This is a genomic window from Wolbachia endosymbiont (group A) of Crataerina pallida (assembly GCF_964028475.1).
In the GTDB taxonomy this organism is placed as follows: Bacteria; Pseudomonadota; Alphaproteobacteria; order Rickettsiales; family Anaplasmataceae; genus Wolbachia; species Wolbachia pipientis.
In genome coordinates, this window is the sequence record NZ_OZ034785.1 from 192080 (window position 1) to 210917 (window position 18838).

Annotated in this window: 16 protein-coding genes and 6 pseudogenes; 13 read left to right on the top strand and 9 right to left on the bottom strand. The window is 34.3% G+C overall.

Features of this window, described 5'->3' with window-relative positions:
• The first annotated feature begins 223 nt into the window (after positions 1 to 223).
• Complete coding sequence (locus tag ABWU55_RS00985) at positions 224 to 2902, top strand: hypothetical protein (RefSeq protein ID WP_209472823.1); 2679 nt, start codon at positions 224 to 226, stop codon at positions 2900 to 2902.
• Here ABWU55_RS00985 and ABWU55_RS00990 read toward each other — a convergent pair.
• The 5 genes and pseudogenes from ABWU55_RS00990 to ABWU55_RS01010 form a co-directional block, all read right to left on the bottom strand.
• On the bottom strand, positions 2894 to 3490 hold the full coding sequence (locus ABWU55_RS00990; protein WP_010082554.1) for a Maf family nucleotide pyrophosphatase: 597 nt from the start codon (positions 3488 to 3490) through the stop codon (positions 2894 to 2896). The two genes, ABWU55_RS00985 and ABWU55_RS00990, sit on opposite strands and share 9 nt — an antisense overlap.
• Positions 3468 to 3731, bottom strand: coding sequence for a translation initiation factor IF-1 (infA, locus tag ABWU55_RS00995; protein ID WP_007550159.1), 264 nt, complete (start codon positions 3729 to 3731; stop codon positions 3468 to 3470). Before infA ends, ABWU55_RS00990 begins: the two co-directional genes overlap by 23 nt.
• A 112-nt stretch (positions 3732 to 3843) precedes the next feature.
• Entirely contained in the window at positions 3844 to 6321 is a 2478-nt protein-coding gene (locus tag ABWU55_RS01000; protein WP_353286369.1) for a hypothetical protein, read from the bottom strand.
• A gap of 251 nt (positions 6322 to 6572) precedes the next feature.
• Positions 6573 to 7301, bottom strand: a pseudogene (locus ABWU55_RS01005) (IS5 family transposase).
• Positions 7302 to 7404: 103 nt separating this feature from the next.
• Positions 7405 to 8682 carry an adenylosuccinate synthase gene (locus tag ABWU55_RS01010; RefSeq protein ID WP_070357042.1) on the bottom strand — a complete coding sequence of 426 codons (1278 nt, stop codon included), beginning with the start codon at positions 8680 to 8682 and terminating at the stop codon, positions 7405 to 7407.
• A 180-nt stretch (positions 8683 to 8862) separates the two neighbouring features.
• Here ABWU55_RS01010 and ABWU55_RS01015 point away from each other — a divergent pair, with 180 nt between their 5' ends.
• From ABWU55_RS01015 to ABWU55_RS01025, 3 genes and pseudogenes are all read left to right on the top strand, one after another.
• The gene (locus tag ABWU55_RS01015) at positions 8863 to 10308 is read left to right on the top strand and encodes a hypothetical protein (RefSeq protein ID WP_353286370.1); all 1446 of its coding nucleotides are present in this window, start codon (positions 8863 to 8865) and stop codon (positions 10306 to 10308) included.
• Positions 10309 to 10328: 20 nt separating this feature from the next.
• Positions 10329 to 11161 (top strand): annotated as a pseudogene (locus ABWU55_RS01020) (IS5 family transposase).
• An 86-nt stretch (positions 11162 to 11247) separates the two neighbouring features.
• Positions 11248 to 11394 (top strand): annotated as a pseudogene (locus ABWU55_RS01025) (transposase); the annotation flags it as partial.
• 42 nt (positions 11395 to 11436) lie between these two features.
• On the opposite strand, the pseudogene ABWU55_RS01030 reads toward ABWU55_RS01025, so the two are convergent.
• A pseudogene (locus tag ABWU55_RS01030) lies at positions 11437 to 12708 on the bottom strand (IS4 family transposase).
• Positions 12709 to 12798: 90 nt separating this feature from the next.
• Here ABWU55_RS01030 and ABWU55_RS01035 point away from each other — a divergent pair.
• Together ABWU55_RS01035 and ABWU55_RS01040 are read left to right on the top strand one after the other, a co-directional pair.
• Positions 12799 to 13496: pseudogene (locus tag ABWU55_RS01035) on the top strand (IS5-like element ISWpi1 family transposase); the annotation flags it as partial.
• A gap of 23 nt (positions 13497 to 13519) precedes the next feature.
• Positions 13520 to 13720: pseudogene (locus ABWU55_RS01040) on the top strand (hypothetical protein); the annotation flags it as partial.
• Positions 13721 to 13771: 51 nt separating this feature from the next.
• On the opposite strand, the gene ABWU55_RS01045 reads toward ABWU55_RS01040, so the two are convergent.
• Positions 13772 to 14188: a GNAT family N-acetyltransferase gene (locus ABWU55_RS01045; protein WP_353286371.1), complete on the bottom strand. Its 417-nt coding sequence runs from the start codon at positions 14186 to 14188 to the stop codon at positions 13772 to 13774.
• Positions 14189 to 14196: 8 nt separating this feature from the next.
• Complete coding sequence (gene ccmC, locus ABWU55_RS01050; RefSeq protein WP_010962525.1) at positions 14197 to 14907, bottom strand: heme ABC transporter permease CcmC; 711 nt, start codon at positions 14905 to 14907, stop codon at positions 14197 to 14199.
• Between the two features lie 135 nt (positions 14908 to 15042).
• Here ccmC and ABWU55_RS01055 point away from each other — a divergent pair, with 135 nt between their 5' ends.
• From ABWU55_RS01055 to ABWU55_RS01085, 7 genes are all read left to right on the top strand, one after another.
• The gene (locus tag ABWU55_RS01055; RefSeq protein WP_006280267.1) at positions 15043 to 15873 is read left to right on the top strand and encodes a pyruvate, water dikinase regulatory protein; all 831 of its coding nucleotides are present in this window, start codon (positions 15043 to 15045) and stop codon (positions 15871 to 15873) included.
• A 49-nt stretch (positions 15874 to 15922) separates the two neighbouring features.
• The gene (ykgO, locus tag ABWU55_RS01060; protein WP_006279631.1) at positions 15923 to 16051 is read left to right on the top strand and encodes a type B 50S ribosomal protein L36; all 129 of its coding nucleotides are present in this window, start codon (positions 15923 to 15925) and stop codon (positions 16049 to 16051) included.
• Positions 16052 to 16100: 49 nt separating this feature from the next.
• A complete protein-coding gene (locus ABWU55_RS01065; RefSeq protein WP_010962526.1) occupies positions 16101 to 16415 on the top strand; it encodes an FtsB family cell division protein in 315 nt (104 codons plus the stop codon).
• A 79-nt stretch (positions 16416 to 16494) separates the two neighbouring features.
• Positions 16495 to 16797, top strand: a complete 303-nt coding sequence (locus ABWU55_RS01070; protein ID WP_209472831.1) for a transposase — start codon at positions 16495 to 16497, stop codon at positions 16795 to 16797.
• Positions 16798 to 16868: 71 nt separating this feature from the next.
• Complete coding sequence (locus ABWU55_RS01075; RefSeq protein WP_353286549.1) at positions 16869 to 17216, top strand: IS3 family transposase; 348 nt, start codon at positions 16869 to 16871, stop codon at positions 17214 to 17216.
• 3 nt (positions 17217 to 17219) lie between these two features.
• Positions 17220 to 17381: a DDE-type integrase/transposase/recombinase gene (locus tag ABWU55_RS01080; protein ID WP_010082071.1), complete on the top strand. Its 162-nt coding sequence runs from the start codon at positions 17220 to 17222 to the stop codon at positions 17379 to 17381.
• On the top strand, positions 17374 to 17538 hold the full coding sequence (locus tag ABWU55_RS01085) for an IS3 family transposase (RefSeq protein WP_010082072.1): 165 nt from the start codon (positions 17374 to 17376) through the stop codon (positions 17536 to 17538). Before ABWU55_RS01080 ends, ABWU55_RS01085 begins: the two co-directional genes overlap by 8 nt.
• Before the next feature lie 100 nt (positions 17539 to 17638).
• Here ABWU55_RS01085 and ABWU55_RS01090 read toward each other — a convergent pair whose 3' ends face one another.
• Complete coding sequence (locus ABWU55_RS01090; RefSeq protein ID WP_174515936.1) at positions 17639 to 18721, bottom strand: efflux RND transporter periplasmic adaptor subunit; 1083 nt, start codon at positions 18719 to 18721, stop codon at positions 17639 to 17641.
• Positions 18722 to 18838 lie beyond the last annotated feature (117 nt).

The window sequence follows — 18838 nt, forward strand, 5'->3', positions numbered from 1 at the left end:
TAGCTAATCTTATGTTAAAACACAACATTTTTGATGGGGTTCGTGAAAGGCTGGATTCCAGACTGGAATGACAACTTAAATCGTTTGATGTTACCATAAAATAGCTTGTGTCATCACATTAGTAACACAACCTTCCTTAATAAAAATTCAACCAATGCTTGTGATAATTATATTAGCTAGTATTAGCTAGAACTAAAGGCAGAGGGTTATTAGTGAGGGATATATGGGCACTAACGATACACAACAAGAACACATTTATAATGAGCGCATTCAAGAAATTTTTCCTTTATTTGATAAAATAAAAAAGGAAGACGACCCAATTTATAATGCTAGAGTTGATTTTAACACAGTAAAGTTTTTAACAAAACACGCCAACTGGAATTGGGACGAAGAAGAAAACAAAGATAAAGCATATGGAGTTATTCTTCAGAAATGCGACAAGACAAAGAAAGCTGGACAAGACCTTGAAAGTGAAGTTAAAGAAAGGTTGAAAGAGTATGTTGATGATGTTGCAGGAGTTTCAATATACGGTAATCACGCAAGTATTACGCTGGGAAATAACAAAAAAGAGTTTAAAATCAGCGAATTTTTAAACAGTGATTTTTGTGAGAAGAATGAAATCTCGGGATTTTCAACATTGCATAGTGATGGAAAGAGCGGAATGCATGGTTTTGTTGCTGAGGAAGAAGGGAAAAAAATAAGACATTATGTCGTAACTGATGGTTCATATGAAATGACTTTAAAGTGGTATGCGGAGGGGAAGGAATGTAAGATCAAAATTAAGATTGATGCTAACGGTGTAGACCTTGTTAAAGGTGATGATTTTTCTCTAGAACGGTTAGAAGTAAACAGAGATGTAAAAATAGGTGGTTTATTCTTGCATGAAATACAATTCAGGGAGAAAGGACAAGGAAAAGCGAATGAGATGCAACATAATAAAGACAGTAACGAGCTATCATCTGAAACTACAACAAGAATTGATGTTAATAGAGGTGTTAGCGTTCAAGCTACTGATATAACTCAAAAAAAAGAAGACCACCATTCACATTTTGGACTACAATCTAACAGCAGAAGGCAGTCTTACGATAGCGGAATTGGAAAAGATTTTGACGATAAAATTAATTCTCAGGAGGCTAAAGAAAAGCGTGAGCTTAGACAAGCAGCACGAGAAGCAAATTCGGGAGGTCAAGTTTATAACCTACAATCGCTTTTTGAGGAGAATCCTCAGAACAAAAAAACTCCTCCGCCACTTCCACCTAGAACTAGTTCACTACCACCTAAAAAAGGTGTTTTCGATGAGCAAGGGGGAGCCAAATCTGGAAGCCAAAAACCAGATGACTTGCGCGAAAATGAGCAAACACCTAATAATCAGCAAAAAGGTGCAACTTCTGATTCTTCAGATAGTTCTACTTTCACCAAGTCTGTAAGCCACAATCAAGATAATAGGCAAGAAGATGAACGGTATGACAATCCTACATTTGGACATGCTGTACCTGGAAGCCAAAAACCAGATAGAAGTGAGCAAACACCTAATGATCAGCAACAACCTAAAACCCAGCAACAAGAAGGAAATAGCAAAGGCGATCTGTTACAAGACATCAGAAATTTCAAGAAAAACAACTTACGGCACATTGATGTTGATGATAGAAAAGCATCAATTGCAGGAAGTAGAAAAAATAACCCATCACCGTTAGAGACATTAAAGGACATAATTCCTTATTCATCTTCTCCAGATAACAGTGATAACCAAGATGCTAGTGATGCTAAGTGGAAAGAAAGTGAACAGCCGCTCTCTGCTACAGCACTCAATAATAAAAGTGACTCGGGCTATTCATCTCCAACTCATGACAATAATGAACAATCTCAAGTAAATCCTGAACAGTTAAAGAAGAGCTTAGAGAACATTGAACAAAGTGATCAAACTCCACCTGAAAATCTTCTTAAAGAAATCAGAGATAGATCACAGCAGGATAATAGAGGATTAAGGCAAGTTGATCCTACTGATAAACTGTCACAAGATAAAGAAGATGGATTGCAAAAAGACGATTTAGCAGATGTAAAAATAGTGGAAGGTCCAACTATTAGTGTCTCTGCTTCAACACCAAATAGTATAAGTGATTCAGGCTATATATCTCCAACTAATAGTGATAGTAAATCTCAAACAGATTTAAAACAGGTAGGAAGGAAATTAGAAGAACATATTAGACAAAGTAATCTAACTCTATTTGAAGAACTTAAAAATACATTAGGTCAAGAAAATCTCGGGTTAAAACCAGCTGATCAGAGTCAGATTAGCGAAGAAACTAAAAAACGCTTGAGAGAAGTTGGGTTGCTAAAAGACAGCTCAACAGACATAAAAGCAAACGATTCGGGCTATTCATCTCCAACTCATGACAATAATGAACAATCTCAAGTAAATCCTGAACAGTTAAAGAAGAGCTTAGAAAACATTGAACCAAAAGAAATCGGAGATACGAGTGAGTTAAAAGGAGCATTGGGAAACCCGGATAAAGGGTTAAGAGAACCGGCACAACAGGCTACTAAAGAAAATATTCCTAAAGATTCATTCTCAGAAAACATTTTAGAAAAGATAGGAGAAGGTAAACAATATGACCCTATACGTAAGTGGTTAGAAAAAACAGTGGCAGAACGAGAAAATAATGACACTAATCCAACTGTAGATAAAAATAGCGAACTATATAAATTACTAGAGAAAGATGAAGCACAACTGAAAGCTGGAGTAATAGAAGAAGAAAGAGGAGATACTTTAACAGAACACACTGATGGTTATGATCGCAATAGAATTGCATTAGCTAACAGAAATAAAAGACCACTAGATTGGGCTAAACAGGTTGCTGAGTCACAACAAAAAAAAGATACTAATAAAGGTATTTCAATATAAATTGAAGTTAAAATAATTGCTTAGCAAACAATAGGTTTCATGTAATGGTAACCCTATAACGGAAGAGTAGGAGCCGCGTAAGAACAATACGAACACTCCAGCTAGGCCTTGTATATTGCATCCCCCCGCCCTATTTTTCCACTCTTCTGATGCTAAATAATACTTAATTTCTTGTTCACTGAGACGTTTAAATTTCACTATTGTAACCACAGTCCTGATATGTTGTTTAGATTGATCGGGAGTTAATAGACATACACTGGTGTATACTCTATGCCTTCTTCCTGATAACAAGCGGATACATTTTTCTGCTTGCTCAACGTTTTCAGCTTTGAGCAATATCCTTCTACCACAAGCAACAACTGTATCAACACCAAGCACAAAATAATTTGGATTTAAACTTTGTATTTTCTCAGCTTTACTTTTTGCCATACGGATTGAGTAATCCTTCGGAAGTTCCTTTTTTAAAGGGGCTTCATCTATATCTGCTGGCAAAATTAAACCTGGCTCAATGTTTATTTGTTTTAGTAAAGCTATACGCCTTTTCGATGATGAAGCAAGAATAAGATTATTTAGAGATCGTTCTGTCACTTGTACCTTTAAGCCTTCTAATGATCCTACCCTTTCTCGCATTCCTATCGTAAATGCTCATCTCAACTAACACCCTATCCCCTATAATGATGCGTATTTTACTTCTTCTCACTTTCCCTGATACATGACAGATAATCTCATGTTCATTGTCCAGTTTCACTCTAAATTCTGCTGCAGGTAGTAAAGCAGTTACTGCCCCTTCCACTTCAAAAATTGTTTTCGATTTCTCGTCCTTTATCATATGTTATATTATAATTTAATAATCTTTTTTAGTCTACTATAGATTTTAAATTATTATCAACACAAAAGACCTTTTGCGCCCCACTTAAGTTGCAACTTAACCCCAACCATCTTCACAATGATACCCTACCTACGTTTCTACTCTCTGCCACCTTCTCAATAGAACTTATAGGACTTATGTTGAAAGATAAATCATTATCACAATTTTCTTCATCGCTATCAAGTCCACTATCAACGCTTAAAGATCTGAGTAATGTTGTCTTCTCTCTCAGTGGAACATAAGACTCATTATCAACGCTTGAAGATTTGGATAACCTTTTCTTCTGTCGTGGAGCATTACCAGACTCATTAGAAATTTCTCCCGTTAATTGATTGTTGAAGCTCCTTTGTTCATCAGCACGAATTTTTTCTTCCAGTCCATCAAGCATTCCTACCAATTCATCACCCCATTCATTTTCTTCTTCTAATAATTGTTTACACTTTTCTTTCTCACGCTCTAGCTCGTTTCTTAACTCTTCGACTTTATCTTCATCTTTAGTGAGTTCAAGTGTAAGCACCTTATCTCCTGGAAATTCCTCGTACTCGTTTTCTAGTTCTTCAATGTTGAGTTTTAGTCTCTCTTCTCCAAGTGTATCTTGTAAATCGCTATCCTGCCTATCTGATTCTTTAATCTTTTGCTCAATTTCTACTTGTACCTTATATTCCTGATCTAATTCTCTTAGCTGATCTTTCAAGCGCTCTTTCTGCTGGCGTCGTTCAACCATTATCTGTTCCGCATCTTCTCGTGCTTGATTTAGCTCTTTTTCCAAATTCTTCTTTCCTGCATTAACAATTTTCAGCTCTTCCTTTAGCTTTCTTTTTTCTTCATATACACCTTTAAGTTCTTGTGCTTTCCCTTGTAGCTCTTTTAACACACCTGCTAATTCTTCATTTTTTTGTGCCAGTTCAGTTTGCAATTCCGTGTTTTTTTGCTCCTCTTTTTCAAACCTGTCTTGTAAATTGCTATTCTGCTTCTCTAACTTTACAATTGTTTGATTAGCTTCTGCTTGGGTTGTTTCTAGTTTCTCCTGTAGTCGCTGATTTTCTTGTATTAATTCATGGTGCTTTTTATTTATCACTTGCAACCCTGCTTCTATTTCTTGCTTCAATTCAACAGCTTCTTTTTTCAAATTTGACATTTCTTGCTTCAATTCAACGTTTTTTTCGGACAGCATCTGATTATTTAAAATCAATTCATCCATTTGTTGTGAAGCAAATTCTGTCTGAGTTCCAGTGTGCTGTAAATTGACTTCCGTTTTAGTTTCAATTTGTTGTGAAGCAACTTTTGTTTGAGTTTCAGTGTGTTGTAAATTGACTTCCGTTTGAGTTGATGCATTGCTATTAATAGAAGGAGGAAGGCTATTGTCAGCATCAACTTTAGGGTCTAATTCCCCCTCTGGTTCCTCGCGATAGGCCGCTATAGACTCATTTTGAAAATTATTATTAGCAGTAGGTACAACATCAGCAGCCTTACCTTTTTCTAGTACAGCATCATATAAGGAGAGACCTTGAATATATAATTCATCGTTTTGCTTTATTAATTCTAAGATCTCATCCGATAGCACAAAATCTTCATCATTAAATTTTAGTACTTCAGTTATGCCATCGCTACTCACATTCATAATCATGGTACACATTTCGGATCCATCCTTTACAGGCCAAGTGCTTTTCATTTCATAATATGTGCCCTCTTTAAATTCATAATATCTTTCCTTACCTTTCCGATGAGCGTGTATTTCATGTTTTTTATTGCAATAGATATTCAGCTCTTTAATATCTTTCTCTTGCTGTAAAATGTCACTAATCCTGGTTGGCTCACTTCTATTGTAATTAATAGAGTTGATATTCAAAACTCTATAAGCGTTATCAGTTTCTGTGTAATAAGCTTGAAGCTCTACGCCTTTCTCTCCAAGATATTTACTTGCAGCTTCTTTTCCCTGCTCTGCCAACTTTATGCATTTATCTATATCTTCCTTAAAGCTCTTATTAGCAGACTCTGTTACTGCTTTATCTATGTACGTTTTTTTAAAATCTCCATCATTTATTAGGTCATAAAAACTCCACTTATCCCCAAAAGCCCTCTGCACGTAAGTGAAATTCTTTTTTTCCTTTAGTTTTCCTAAGAACCACACCTTTTCTTTCAGATTTTTCAGTTGAAAGCTTACCCTTGCCTTTACACTAGAGTTTTTGGCAGGAATACTAACTTCTTCTAATTCTTTAAGTAATTTGTTATTTTTTATAATTGAGGAGCAAAACTTTACAATAGCAGAATTTGCAAACGAAGGATCTTTTTTTATATCTTCATCAATAATTTCTTTAAAACGTGCAAATTGAGGTAGAACATAAAAATTGATTATTTCTTTTTCTGATCTTGTTTTATTAGCATAAGAGATATCACCTAATTGTGAATATAACTCTTTTAATGTATAGTAGATAAGCGTAGAGTAATAAACCTCCCTATTCAGTGAAGTTGGTCCAATACACTTTTCAAGTTGATCACCTGTTTTTCCTGCCTCTGCTGTTTTTTCTTCTTTAGCCAAACTTCCAATCATAATACACCTCCTTAACTATATTTATATTATACCAATTAACATATATTAAAAGAAATCAAACTGTATAACCTCGCCCTACACTAACTTTTATGATTACTTAATTGTGTAAAAATAACTGCAAGTGTTAAACTTGAGCTTTTATTTTTCATTATACATTTCTTACTACATGTTTATACTGTTGTCTTGCATAATAGACTATTCGAAGTTACACAAGTATTTTTTTTATTAGATAAGAGTTAGTAAGAGCCTGTTCATAATTTTTTCAGAAGTAAGGCAGTGAAAGCCAGAACTACCATTTGTAGGCTAGTATTGAGTTTTCGCTCACAATTTTTCCACAATCTTCTACATTTTTCTAACCAAGCAAAAGATCGCTCCACAACCCATCTTTTGGGCAATACAACAAAGGAACGTAATTCATTTCTTTTGATCACTTCAACGGTTGCACCAATAATCGTTTTTATTTGAGTTACAAAATTCTCTCCAGTATAGCCTGCATCAACCAGTACATTTTTAACTCCCGAGAGGTTTTCTTTTGCATTTTCGACCATTCTCACAGCACTGCTACGGTCAGTTATCTCTGCTGTTGTTGTATAAATTGCATGCTTGCGTATCTACTGCAATACGGCCCTGAAATCTTCTTGCCTGCATCATAGCTTCAGCAGTATCTGCATTTTTTATACTCTGTGCATCAATTATGCAGAAGCTTTTCCGACCATTGTTTTGTCGCAATTATTTTTTTTTAATACCAGCTCCAGAACACTTTCTTTATTTACATCTGGTTTTTCACTCCACTTCTTAAAATAGTCGTAACAATTGCGCCATTTTGGGAACTCTTTTGATACCATTCTCCACTGGCAACCACTTTTTAACACGTATAACACTCCACAAAATATATCATGTAAATCAAGTGTTCTTGGTTTTGTCTTCTTTCTGCAAGATTCCAGATCTGCTACAATAATCTCAAACTTTTCTCGACTTATGTCACTTGGTTATAAACTTCGCATATCCTACTTTATATACTTTATCCTCTCACTTTATCTCTTTTTTGAGATTACGTACAGGCTCTAAGATACAAAGACGTTTTCAGAAATCTTTAAGCTTAATAACATCCTCTCTCTTTGGACTAGTTGAGATTAGATGAATTGGTACACCTATTAATTTTTCTAACCCTTCTATATATTTTATTAAATTGATAGGCAATGTTTCAATCGACCTTTTACCTTGAGTGTTTTCTTTCCAGCCAGGAAACTCTTCATATATTGGCTCTAATTCCCCTTGTATTGAATGCGATGCGGGTAAATAATCATACATTTTTCCGCTATACTTGTAACCAGTGCATATTTTAATTGTATCAAAAGAATTAAGCACATCTAATTTGGTTAATACAATGCTTGAAACTCCAGAGAGTTGTACGGCCTGGCGCACTAAAACTGCATCGAACCATCCGCAACGCCTTCTTCTATTGCTCACTGTTCCAAGTTCCTTACCTATAGTAAACAAGCTATCTCCTACTTCATTTTTCTGCTCAGTAGGAAATGGGCCATTGCCCACTCTTGTTGTATAAGCTTTTACCACACCAATAATGTAAGCATTGGAGGATAACCCTGAGCCTGTTATTGCTTGCGATGCTACAGTATTACTTGAAGTAACAAAAGGGTAAGTTCCGTGGTCGATATCTAAAAATGCGCCTTGGGCACCTTCAAATATTATTTTCTTACCTTCTTTCATCAAGTCATTTAATATCTTCCACACAGGTTTTTTATATGAAAGAATTTTTTCTGAAATCTCTTGAATTTCCTTTAATATTTCTTCTTTTTTAACCACCTGGTAGTTAAGGCCTTTCCTGATAGCATTGTGGTAATTCAAAAGAGTATCCACTCTTTTATTGAGCTCATCTGCGTTTTCTAAGTCACAAAGGCGTATAGCTCTCCTTCCAACTTTATCTTCATAACATGGCCCTATCCCTTTGTTTGTTGTACCAATTTTGTGATTTCCATTTAAATCTTCAAATAGCTTTTCCTTGTCCTTATGTATGCTAAGTATTAATGGACAGCTCTCGGATACCATCAAGTTGTTATAGTTTACGTCTACTCCTTTAACTTTCAATGACTCTATTTCTGAGATTAGAGCGTGTGGATCAAGAGCAACGCCATTTCCTATGATAGATATTTTGCCTGGCCTCAAAACAGCAGAGGGCAGTAAATTTAATTTATAAACCTCATCATCTACTACTATAGTGTGCCCTGCATTATTTCCTCCCTGAAATCTCACAACTACATCTGCATTCTCAGAAAGATAATCTACTATTTTACCCTTGCCTTCGTCACCCCATTGCAGACCAACAATTACAATGTTATTCATCATTATTTTCTAGATTAATACATAAATATTAATGCAGTACGCTACAAATGGAAAGAGAAATCTACGCCTTTCCTACACCCCTTAAATAAAGAAATATACTGTCGATTTTCTTAATATATTACCAAATTATTCATCATTATATGATATAACTTACAGCATATTTACAGTAAGGTGTTATTTATGAAAGAGACAAAAGGAAAAAATAATAAGAGTCCAGTAGTTAGATTAAAGGCCACAGCTAAAGAGTTCAATTTTAGTAAATTAAGAGCAGATCAAGATAATAAATTAGCGAATTCCGGTGAAACAATGTTCTTAGATTTTCAAAGGATGAATTTTATTATTAACGGAAAAGAAATAGATAAAAATCTTATTATTGCATTTAAGGAAGGAGCTAAGCACCGCAAAAGCGAACTTTTTAATAGTGATGATATATATAATGACGAAATATTTAACAAAAAAGGAACAAGAGAAATAGATACGGATCATGGCAAAGCTTTTGTTGCTTCAGTACTCGAAGATATTGAGAAAGAGCTTGTAAGTAATGCATTGGGTGAGCTATGGAAAAATCACTGTGAAAATTCCAAAACTGCCAATCATCAAAAAACCGATTCATATAAGAAAGAATTTGAAGAATTTTACAATGCTGGCCAAAGGTATATCCATCTATTACCAACAGAGAAAGATGAAAACAAGGATTACCGTTCCTTTGCAAAAGAAGTTTTCAAAAAAATGTTCAGATACGCTGGGGCAGAAGTTCCAAGTGATGCTATTTTAGAAGAGCTAGTTACCAATTGTAATCAAGCAGGGTATGAGGCTGCTCCATTTATACAAACCCAACTTGCACTTGGACAGTCGTTCATAGTAGAAAATCCTAAAAAAGTAATAAATATTGATTGTGCTAACCAAAATAATGTGAGAATTAGATCTGATATGAGGCTACCAATACTCTCTGTTAAAAATCAAGTTATGCATGGCGATAAGATATGTAATCTGTCTAGTTCATTGGAATTTACAATTGAATCTCACAATGGTGAAGACTTTGTAACATACAGAGATGGTAAATTGTCACTTACTATTCCTAAAGAGTTAAAAAATTATAAAGATAATGGCAAGAGCTTGTTTGACATTATTAAAGAATATTTTCAGAAATTCTGTGCAAAATTAGGATTTAAACCTGAGACAAAAATACAAATAGAGCATGGCTTCGGTGCTCAAAGTAACTATTTAGATGGTACAATATCAACCACAGGATCAGATGCAAATGAAGAATTTATCAATCTTTTAAGCGAAAATCTCAGAGAGAGGTTATTGGGGTCAGGAGTTGCTCTAGAAGATGAAGATGTTGATGATGTTGTTGAAGTCAGAGTATCTACCGTTATAGATCTATTGAGTGATTATGCTAAATTGGAAGATAATAAAGAACACAGAGAGTTATTAATAAGTAAAGTAGCAGATAATTTAGGACTTTCCACTCAAGATAAAACAGCACCAGAAGTATTGATGGAATTAGGCTCTTTACCTTCTTTGACAAAAGGTCAGGTTAATCATAATCAAGTGCAGTCTGTTGTAAATACTTTTATTAAGTTAGAGGTTGTCCGGAAACTAGTAAAAGGCTATAATATCTGAAATTTTAGTACGGGGTAAAGATGAGAAAAAAGTATCCAACAGATCTAAGCGAAAGGGAATGGGCAAGAATAGAAAAACACTTCAGAGTATCATACAAGAAAGGAGGAAGGCCGCCAAAGTATAGCAAAAAAGAAATATTAGAAGCAATTTTCTATGTATTGCGTACAGGGTGTCAATGGCGGTATTTACCAAATGATTTTCCGCTATGGAAGACTGTGTATGAGCAGTTCAGGCAATGGAAGAAGCAGGGAATTTTTGAGAAAATGAATTATGAAATTACAAAATATAGTAGAAGAAAAATAGGAAGGAATGAGCAGCCGAGTGCCTGTATAGTAGATAGTCAATCTGTAAAGACTACAGAAAAGGGGGGATCAAAGGCTATGATGGAAGTAAAAAAGTAAAGGGTAGAAAAAGGCATATAATTACAGACACTCAGGGTTTTATACTAGGTTGTTACGTAGGCGCTGCTAACGAAAATGATAGAGATGGTATTAAAATAGCATTAAACAATATGAGAACAAAATATACTAAAGTTAAAAAAATGTGGGCTGACATGGGATACCAAGGAAGAAATTTAAAGAATCACATAAAGGAAGAATATGACATAGATATTGAAATTGTTAAAAGGCCTCCATGTAGATTTTGGGTGCACAAAGATACGCCACCTGAGCTACTACCAACAAGAGAACAAGGGTTTAAAGTACAGCCAAGAAGATGGGTTGTAGAAAGGACTTTTGCTTGGGTTAATAGGAATAGAAGGCTATCGAAGGAGTATGATTTACTCACAACATCCACTGAGAATTTCATATACCTAGCTATGAGTAGGGTTATGTTAAAGAGGGAATATGCTTGAATTTACTAGTTTCCGGACAACCTCTAAGAGGTTGTCCGGAAACTAGTAAAAGGCTATAATATCTGAAATTTTAGTACGGGGTAAAGATGAGAAAAAAGTATCCAACAGATCTAAGCGAAAGGGAATGGGCAAGAATAGAAAAACACTTCAGAGTATCATACAAGAAAGGAGGAAGGCCGCCAAAGTATAGCAAAAGAGAAATATTAGAAGCAATTTTCTATGTATTGCGTACCATACGCGTCAAGTTAAGAGATTGTGAGCAAATTTAGAGAGGTTCAAGTGGATACTCTAGCCCTTCTACGTTTGTCTTTTAATGAAAATCGCGACCAAGTTATAGTGAGTTTTTTAAGAAATGCTTTTAAACTATTAATTTTGGTTAATACTAAAAATAACTCTCTAACCCGCCTTTTTAGCTCAATAAATGCCTTTGTTAAGCTAAGTTCTGTATTCTTTTTCACTTCTGTGCAACCAACTATGCCGTGAAATATAAGAATTGCGCACAATTTAGCATATAGTTCACATAATACTCTGCATGGCTTTCCTTTTAGCTTATCAAGCCTGATATGGCTTTTATACAATTTAAATAATAACTCAATTTGCCACCTTACTCTGTAAATCGTTAATACTTGCTCAGCACTAATTTTATTTTCTGGAACATTAGTTATAAATATTGACCAGTTCAACAATTTTTGATTTCTTTTAGAGGATCTGCGATCTTGCTAATCTATTAGCTTTCCTTCTTCTGGCCATAGACTGTTCTTCAGTTAGTTTCTGACATATAATTCTTACTCTAATTTTTGCTTCTTTTCCTAACAATACCTCGTTTTCTAAAAATCTCTAAACATTCTAATAACTCCATTTTTTGATTTGTTTCTACATCATATATGTTGGTATCGACGACTTATGAAATAAGCTCCTATTTCATTGATTTGTTTAAAAGAACTTGGCACAAAATAACCGAGATCAGATATTAGCAAATCATTGCTTAATATATTACTTAAATGTTTCCTATATCCCTGGTCTGATCTTACCCCCTCCGTTAAATTAAGTTGGTCTATTATCTGATTCATGTAGTCGAAAACTAATTGTAACTTTATTCCAGACTTAGTATTGCTTTCATAGCCACTGTAGCTAGTACCATAACCTTTATACATCTCTTCCATACTGTTAGGTAGAGTAATATAGCTACTGTCCAATAATTTAACACTATTAAATTGCTGTAAGATTTTGCAATCAACTTGCAAGATATTTTTAAAGAGAATCACAGATTCATTATACATCCTTTTCATAAATTCCACTGCTTCTTCAGTAAATCTAAAATCCAAACCTTGTTTTGTTATATCTATCGAGTCCTCGTTTAGTAATTGACACATTGTTTCTACGCTACAATTATCAACTCCTATATTACCCAAGACCATGGCTTTTACGAATGATGAACCTTTTAGCTTTCTCTTTCTTTTTATAAACCTTGTTGTAATTGAGATTTTCTCTGCTTTTTCATTAAAAAATTCTTTGAGCTTTTTTGATAAGCAAGTTATTTTATTCATTGGTTCTCTCACTAAAAGTATATCTGGGAGAACTTATACCTTATTATTCTATCTCTTTCATACCTTTATTTCCTTAACTTGACGCGTATGGTATTGCGTACAGGGTGTCAATGGCGGTATTTACCAAATGATTTTCCGCTATGGAAGACTGTGTATGAGCAGTTCAGGCAATGGAAGAAGCAGGGAATTTTTGAGAAAATGAATTATGAAATTACAAAATATAGTAGAAGAAAAATAGGAAGGAATGAGCAGCCGAGTGCCTGTATAGTAGATAGTCAATCTGTAAAGACTACAGAAAAGGGGGGATCAAAGGCTATGATGGAAGTAAAAAAGTAAAGGGTAGAAAAAGGCATATAATTACAGACACTCAGGGTTTTATACTAGGTTGTTACGTAGGCGCTGCTAACGAAAATGATAGAGATGGTATTAAAATAGCATTAAACAATATGAGAACAAAATATACTAAAGTTAAAAAAATGTGGGCTGACATGGGATACCAAGGAAGAAATTTAAAGAATCACATAAAGGAAGAATATGACATAGATATTGAAATTGTTAAAAGGCCTCCATGTAGATTTTGGGTGCACAAAGATACGCCACCTGAGCTACTACCAACAAGAGAACAAGGGTTTAAAGTACAGCCAAGAAGATGGGTTGTAGAAAGGACTTTTGCTTGGGTTAATAGGAATAGAAGGCTATCGAAGGAGTATGATTTACTCACAACATCCACTGAGAATTTCATATACCTAGCTATGAGTAGGGTTATGTTAAAGAGGGAATATGCTTGAATTTACTAGTTTCCGGACAACCTCTAATTATTGAAGGGAAAAGCGAAGTATACAAAAAAGGAGGTGCGATTAATGCAATTGATGCAATTCATAAGGAGATAGATAAGGCAATTGTTGAGCAAGAAAAAAAAGCAACCAACAAACAAGATATAGAAAATGATAAATGGACAGATAGAATCAAAAAACAGAATTATTCTGCGGAATCACATGAACATTTACCTTAAAGATATTAGTAGGCTCTTTAAATATTTTAGAGTTCATGGTTACAACGGTTGCTATTTTACAGTGCATCTCACAACACTTTCTTCAAAAATATACATGTTAACATACCCTGGACGTACAAGATCACACTTATACCCAAGCTTTTCATAAAATACTTTCGCTTTTTGAAAATGCATGGTTGCAACGGTTGCTATTTTACAGTGCATCTCACGACCATAATCATGAACTTCTTCCATTAGCTGCTTTCCCATACCTTTTCTTCTATAATCAGAGTGCACCCAAAGCAAGTCAGTGTAAATTGAACCATAGATAACAAAACCGCTACAACCTACAATAATTTGTTCAGTATCATCGCGAATAAAAAAAGCAAATGGGTTACACGTACCTTTATCAACGGTTTCTTCATTAATCTTTTTGAGTAGGAATTCAATGTCTTTGCTACTTGGTGATGTGGTGTGTTCTATTTTCATCTCTCGGCCTAATACCGCATACTGATTTCTCTCTTTATCTTATATAAATTAATTAAGTAAAGTGAATACAGTATCCACACTACTAAAAAAAATGTGGCACAAAACATAAACATTGCAACCAGTGGCAACAGCAGGGAACTTTCTATTGCTATTCCACCTTTTCTCAAAATGCTTGCTGGCTGATGGAGAGTGGACCATAAATTCACGGAAAATTTTACTATAGGAATATTTATAGCACTAAAGATGGCAAATACTGCTGCTGATTTTTCTGCCCTCGCTTCATTATCAAAAGCGCTCCACAATGAAAGGTAGCCAACATATAGGAAAAATAAAATCAGCATTGAAGTAAGCCTTGCATCCCATACCCACCAAGTGCCCCAGGTTCCTTTTCCCCAGATGCTGCCTGTGATTAAGCATATTGCCGAAAAGACTGTCCCTGCAGGAGCAGCAGCATGTGCCAAGACACTAGCAATGCTATTGTTCCATACCAATGAAATGAAACCAAGTGATGCAATTAATCCATATATTCCAAGAGCAAGCCATGCAGAAGGCACATGAATGTACATGATTCGTACAATTTCTCCTTGTTTATAATCTTCTGGAGAGAAGAATAACGCCAAAGACATTCCAATTAAAAAACATGCGAAACAAATAACCCCAAGCCAAGGTAGAGCTTTCTTAGAAAAATAAGAGAAATTTGTAGGCTTTAATAAAAACATTCGTTTTGAGAATAATTGTGTTAAGAATTTACCAATTAGTTTGAGTTTTATCAACAGGATAGTTTTTCTATATTTACGTAGGTCAACAAATTAGCATAATTTCAGTAGCAGATTGCTAGCTATTATTTTTAGTATATGACCCTTAAAAAGCTTAATCTACACTTAGTATCAGATTCAAGTGGTGAAACTGTTATATCAGTTGCAAAATCAGCTCTGAAACACTTTCGTTCTGTAGAAACGATCGAATATGTTTGGTCTTTTGTAAAAGGAGAAGAGCAGATTGACAAAATTCTGGAGGAAATTAATAGGAAAAGTGATGAGCATAATTTTGTTATATGCACTATTACTGATGATGAGCTAAGAAAATATCTAAAAGATAACTGTATAAAGTTGAAAATTCCCTATAGAGCAATATTATCACATATTATTAGAGAAATTTCGTCTTATCTTGAAATTGAAAAAGACGAAAAGCTTGACTTGCATACTGAGATAAATAACGAATATTTTCAGCGCATTGAGGCAATAAACTACACTATTAATCATGATGATGGACAAAATATTCAAGATATTGATAAAGCAGATATAATTTTGGTTGGAGTTTCACGTACATCAAAATCTCCCACCAGTACGTATTTAGCTTACCGAGGCTATAAAGTTGCAAATATTCCTTTTGTTAGTGGAGTACCCTTTTATGTTGACTTGGCAAAATTAAAAAATAAACTAACGATAGGGGTAACAATAGACGTAAGTAGGCTAATAGAAATACGCAAAAATAGACTTACTTCAATTAACAACGAAGATAATAATATATATGCTAACCCTGAGAAAGTAGAAAAGGAAATTAAAGAAGCAGAGGAGCTCTTTAAACAGAATAACTGGCCAATTATCGATGTCACGCAAAAGTCGATCGAAGAAGTATCAGCAACAATTATACAATATTTTAATAAAATGTTATCAATTGACTAACTCTTGATAAGTGATTATAATGTAAAGTAATTTAATTCTTACTATAGATATGAAAGTCAAAGGGTCGCTAAAATCTCATCGTAACAGAGATAAAAATTGTAAAGTTGTGAAAAGGGGTGGTAAGATTTACATTATAAATAAGGTAAAGCCAAGGTGTAAAGCGCGTCAAGGTTCTTAGCTTTTTGTTCACCTTTTCATGTTATATATTTTTTATATGTGAAAGTACGGTGCTTATATCTAAAAAGAAGCAAAAGTTACTGTGTTTAAGCGCAGCCTTACTCATTTCTTCCCTTACATTATATTTCAGCATTAGCACAATTACAGGTAAACGTGGCTTATTGACGTTAATCGATTTAAAAAAAGAAATCGAGTACAATAAACTTTTGCTAAAGGATGTCTCTTCTGAAAAGGAAAAGTTGGACAACAAAGTATTTGGCTTATATGAAAAAAGCTTAGATTTAGATCTGCTTGATGAGCAAGCAAAAAATGCTTTAGGTTATGTGAACCCTAATGAACTTATGGTTGTTCTTGACGTGGAATAGCAGTAGTGACCTTACCCAGAAAAAGTGGAGAGAAAGAAAAGAGTTTTTTTGGGTAAAATAAAATTTTGGAGGATTAGAAATGGTAAGAGAATATACGGCAGAATTCAAATTGGAAGCTGTTAAACTGGCAAATGAACAAAGAAAGGCAGGTCAAACAATTACAAAAATAGCAAGAGATTTAGGAATAAAGGGTGGTTTATTAGGAAAATGGATGAAGAAATATAACGAAAAAAAGTCAGCGGCAAATGCATTTCCAGGTAGAGGTAACATGGCTCCTTACGACAAAGAGAGGTTTGATTTACAAAGCAAGAGTAACAAGGGAAAGAGACATTTAAAAAAAAGCCCTGGCCAGTCAAAAAGAGTAAAATATTTTTTTATATAGTAACTGCTATAAAGTACAGGAATTATGTAGGATTTTCTGCTAGTGGCTACTATAAGTGGACCACAAGAAAAATAAGCAGTAGAGAATCAGCAAATAAAGAGCTACTCGAAGCTATTCAAAAAATATATCAAGTTTCTAAATGTAGATATGGAGCTCCTAAAATTCATGCTGAATTGAAGGCTTTGGGTAAAAGTTGCAATTTGAAAACGGTGCAAAGTATTATGCAGAAAAATGACATCAGGGCTATACTGAGAAGAAAGTTTAAAATTAAAAAACAACAAACAGATAATAGAGCTGTAGCTCCCAATATACTAGATCAAAACTTTATTGTTGATCAACCAAATAAAGTATGGGATTACTTATATAAAAACCAAAGAAGGATGGCTATATTTGGCAGCAATAATTCTCACGTATGGTAGTTAATGAGTAGTGCAATAAATAAACAATTGGTTATGAACTCTTTATTAATGGCCATTAATAGGCGTAAACCTGTTAAAAATCTACTGCTGCACAGTGACCAAGGTTCACAATATACTGCGCAAGGGTATCAATATCTCTTAGCTGTAAAGAATATAGATGAGTAATAAAGGCTGTTGTTACGACAATTCTGTTGCAGAAAGCTTCTTTAGCTCATTGAAAAGAGAAATACTTATTGATACTTCACAACACTCTGCTCAACAAACTAGAACTGCAATATTTGAATACATAGAAATTTTTTATAACAAACAACGTCACTATTAACTATTGCATTCCAGAACAATTTGATGCATCATTCTTTTTGTAAAAAACATTCCACACTTTCTCTCCACTTTTTCTGGGTAAGGTCAAAGGATCTTATGTCTTAAACCTTATCACCAGGCTTAACAAATAGGTGGCCCAATACTATTAACTTTATGGGTTTATCTTCGTTATTTGCTACTATCCAAACCCCATCGCTCTCATGATCAACAATTTCTATTGGTGCAAATACTACATAATTATTGTCATCAACAATCTTTATTCCAAGAGCACCCTCGTCACTTAAGCTCAGGGCTGAAGAAGGAACTTTATATGCAAATCTTTCGCCTGAAGGTAGCCTTACGTTGGCAGTTAGTCCCTGCAAGGATATCATTTTATTATTAGTTACCTTTACTTCTACCCTATAAGACCCAGTTTTAGGCTCAGCAATTTTACTAATAAAACTTACTTCACCTGCCAATTCTTTTCCGTCCAGCAAATTAATTTGAGCTGTGCTGCCTAGCTCTATTTTATTTACTTCATTTTCCGAAACGTATAACACTACAAGAATTTGATCGAAATTAACCACGTCAGCTATTTTTTGCCCAGCATTAACAAAATCCCCTTCGTTTGCATTGATTTTATCAATATAACCATCTATAGGAGATGTGACTGCAGTATTTTCTAAATCCAATTCTAGCCTTTTTAGGTCAGCTTTTGCACTTTGTAACGCAGTAAAAGCTGCTTCTACTTGTATTTGTGCCCCATAGCCTTTTTTATTCAGTTTGTGAGAGGAATCATACTCAATTTCACGCTGCTTTAATAAAGCTTTGGCTTTCTGAGCTTGCTCAATCCTGTCATAATCTTCTATCTTTAACACTACATCATCTCTTTTTACCTTTTCACCATCAGGTAAATAAATAGCAATAATCTTACCACTTATTTTTGAGACAAGGCTAGCTCTATGTAAGGGATTTACTGTACCAGAAAAATTTAAATATATAGTGCGGTTTTGCGGCGCACATTCTTGAGTTTTTACTGAAAAGCTACTAGTTGCATTATCGCTATGAACCGCCTGATCTTTTTTTAAAAATGCACTGCTGATAAAAAACAGTAGAATAAAAGCAATACTGGAAATGATGATTACTTTATTTCTCATCTTTAAACAATAGAATTTGTTGACCAATCTTGTTAGAAACAACTGCATAAATTTTCGAATCAGAAATGTAAGTATAATACATGTACCATTGTCACTCCATAAATAGTTTTATATGAGAACAAACACAAGATTTTCCTACAATAAGTAAGTTTTTTATTGCTAAAA

Bases quoted from the DNA above. Each gene is read 5' to 3' on its own strand.
- ABWU55_RS01085 (WP_010082072.1), top strand. From the start codon at position 17,374: ATGAGTAATAAAGGCTGTTGTTACGACAATTCTGTTGCAGAAAGCTTC.
- ABWU55_RS01015 (WP_353286370.1), top strand. From the start codon at position 8,863: ATGAAAGAGACAAAAGGAAAAAATAATAAGAGTCCAGTAGTTAGATTA.
- ABWU55_RS00985 (WP_209472823.1), top strand. From the start codon at position 224: ATGGGCACTAACGATACACAACAAGAACACATTTATAATGAGCGCATT.
- ABWU55_RS01045 (WP_353286371.1), bottom strand. From the start codon at position 14,188: ATGAAAATAGAACACACCACATCACCAAGTAGCAAAGACATTGAATTC.
- ABWU55_RS01090 (WP_174515936.1), bottom strand. From the start codon at position 18,721: ATGCAGTTGTTTCTAACAAGATTGGTCAACAAATTCTATTGTTTAAAG.
- ABWU55_RS01055 (WP_006280267.1), top strand. From the start codon at position 15,043: ATGACCCTTAAAAAGCTTAATCTACACTTAGTATCAGATTCAAGTGGT.
- ccmC (WP_010962525.1), bottom strand. From the start codon at position 14,907: ATGTTTTTATTAAAGCCTACAAATTTCTCTTATTTTTCTAAGAAAGCT.
- ABWU55_RS01000 (WP_353286369.1), bottom strand. From the start codon at position 6,321: ATGATTGGAAGTTTGGCTAAAGAAGAAAAAACAGCAGAGGCAGGAAAA.
- ABWU55_RS01080 (WP_010082071.1), top strand. From the start codon at position 17,220: ATGAGTAGTGCAATAAATAAACAATTGGTTATGAACTCTTTATTAATG.
- infA (WP_007550159.1), bottom strand. From the start codon at position 3,731: ATGATAAAGGACGAGAAATCGAAAACAATTTTTGAAGTGGAAGGGGCA.
- ykgO (WP_006279631.1), top strand. From the start codon at position 15,923: ATGAAAGTCAAAGGGTCGCTAAAATCTCATCGTAACAGAGATAAAAAT.
- ABWU55_RS01010 (WP_070357042.1), bottom strand. From the start codon at position 8,682: ATGAATAACATTGTAATTGTTGGTCTGCAATGGGGTGACGAAGGCAAG.
- ABWU55_RS01070 (WP_209472831.1), top strand. From the start codon at position 16,495: ATGGTAAGAGAATATACGGCAGAATTCAAATTGGAAGCTGTTAAACTG.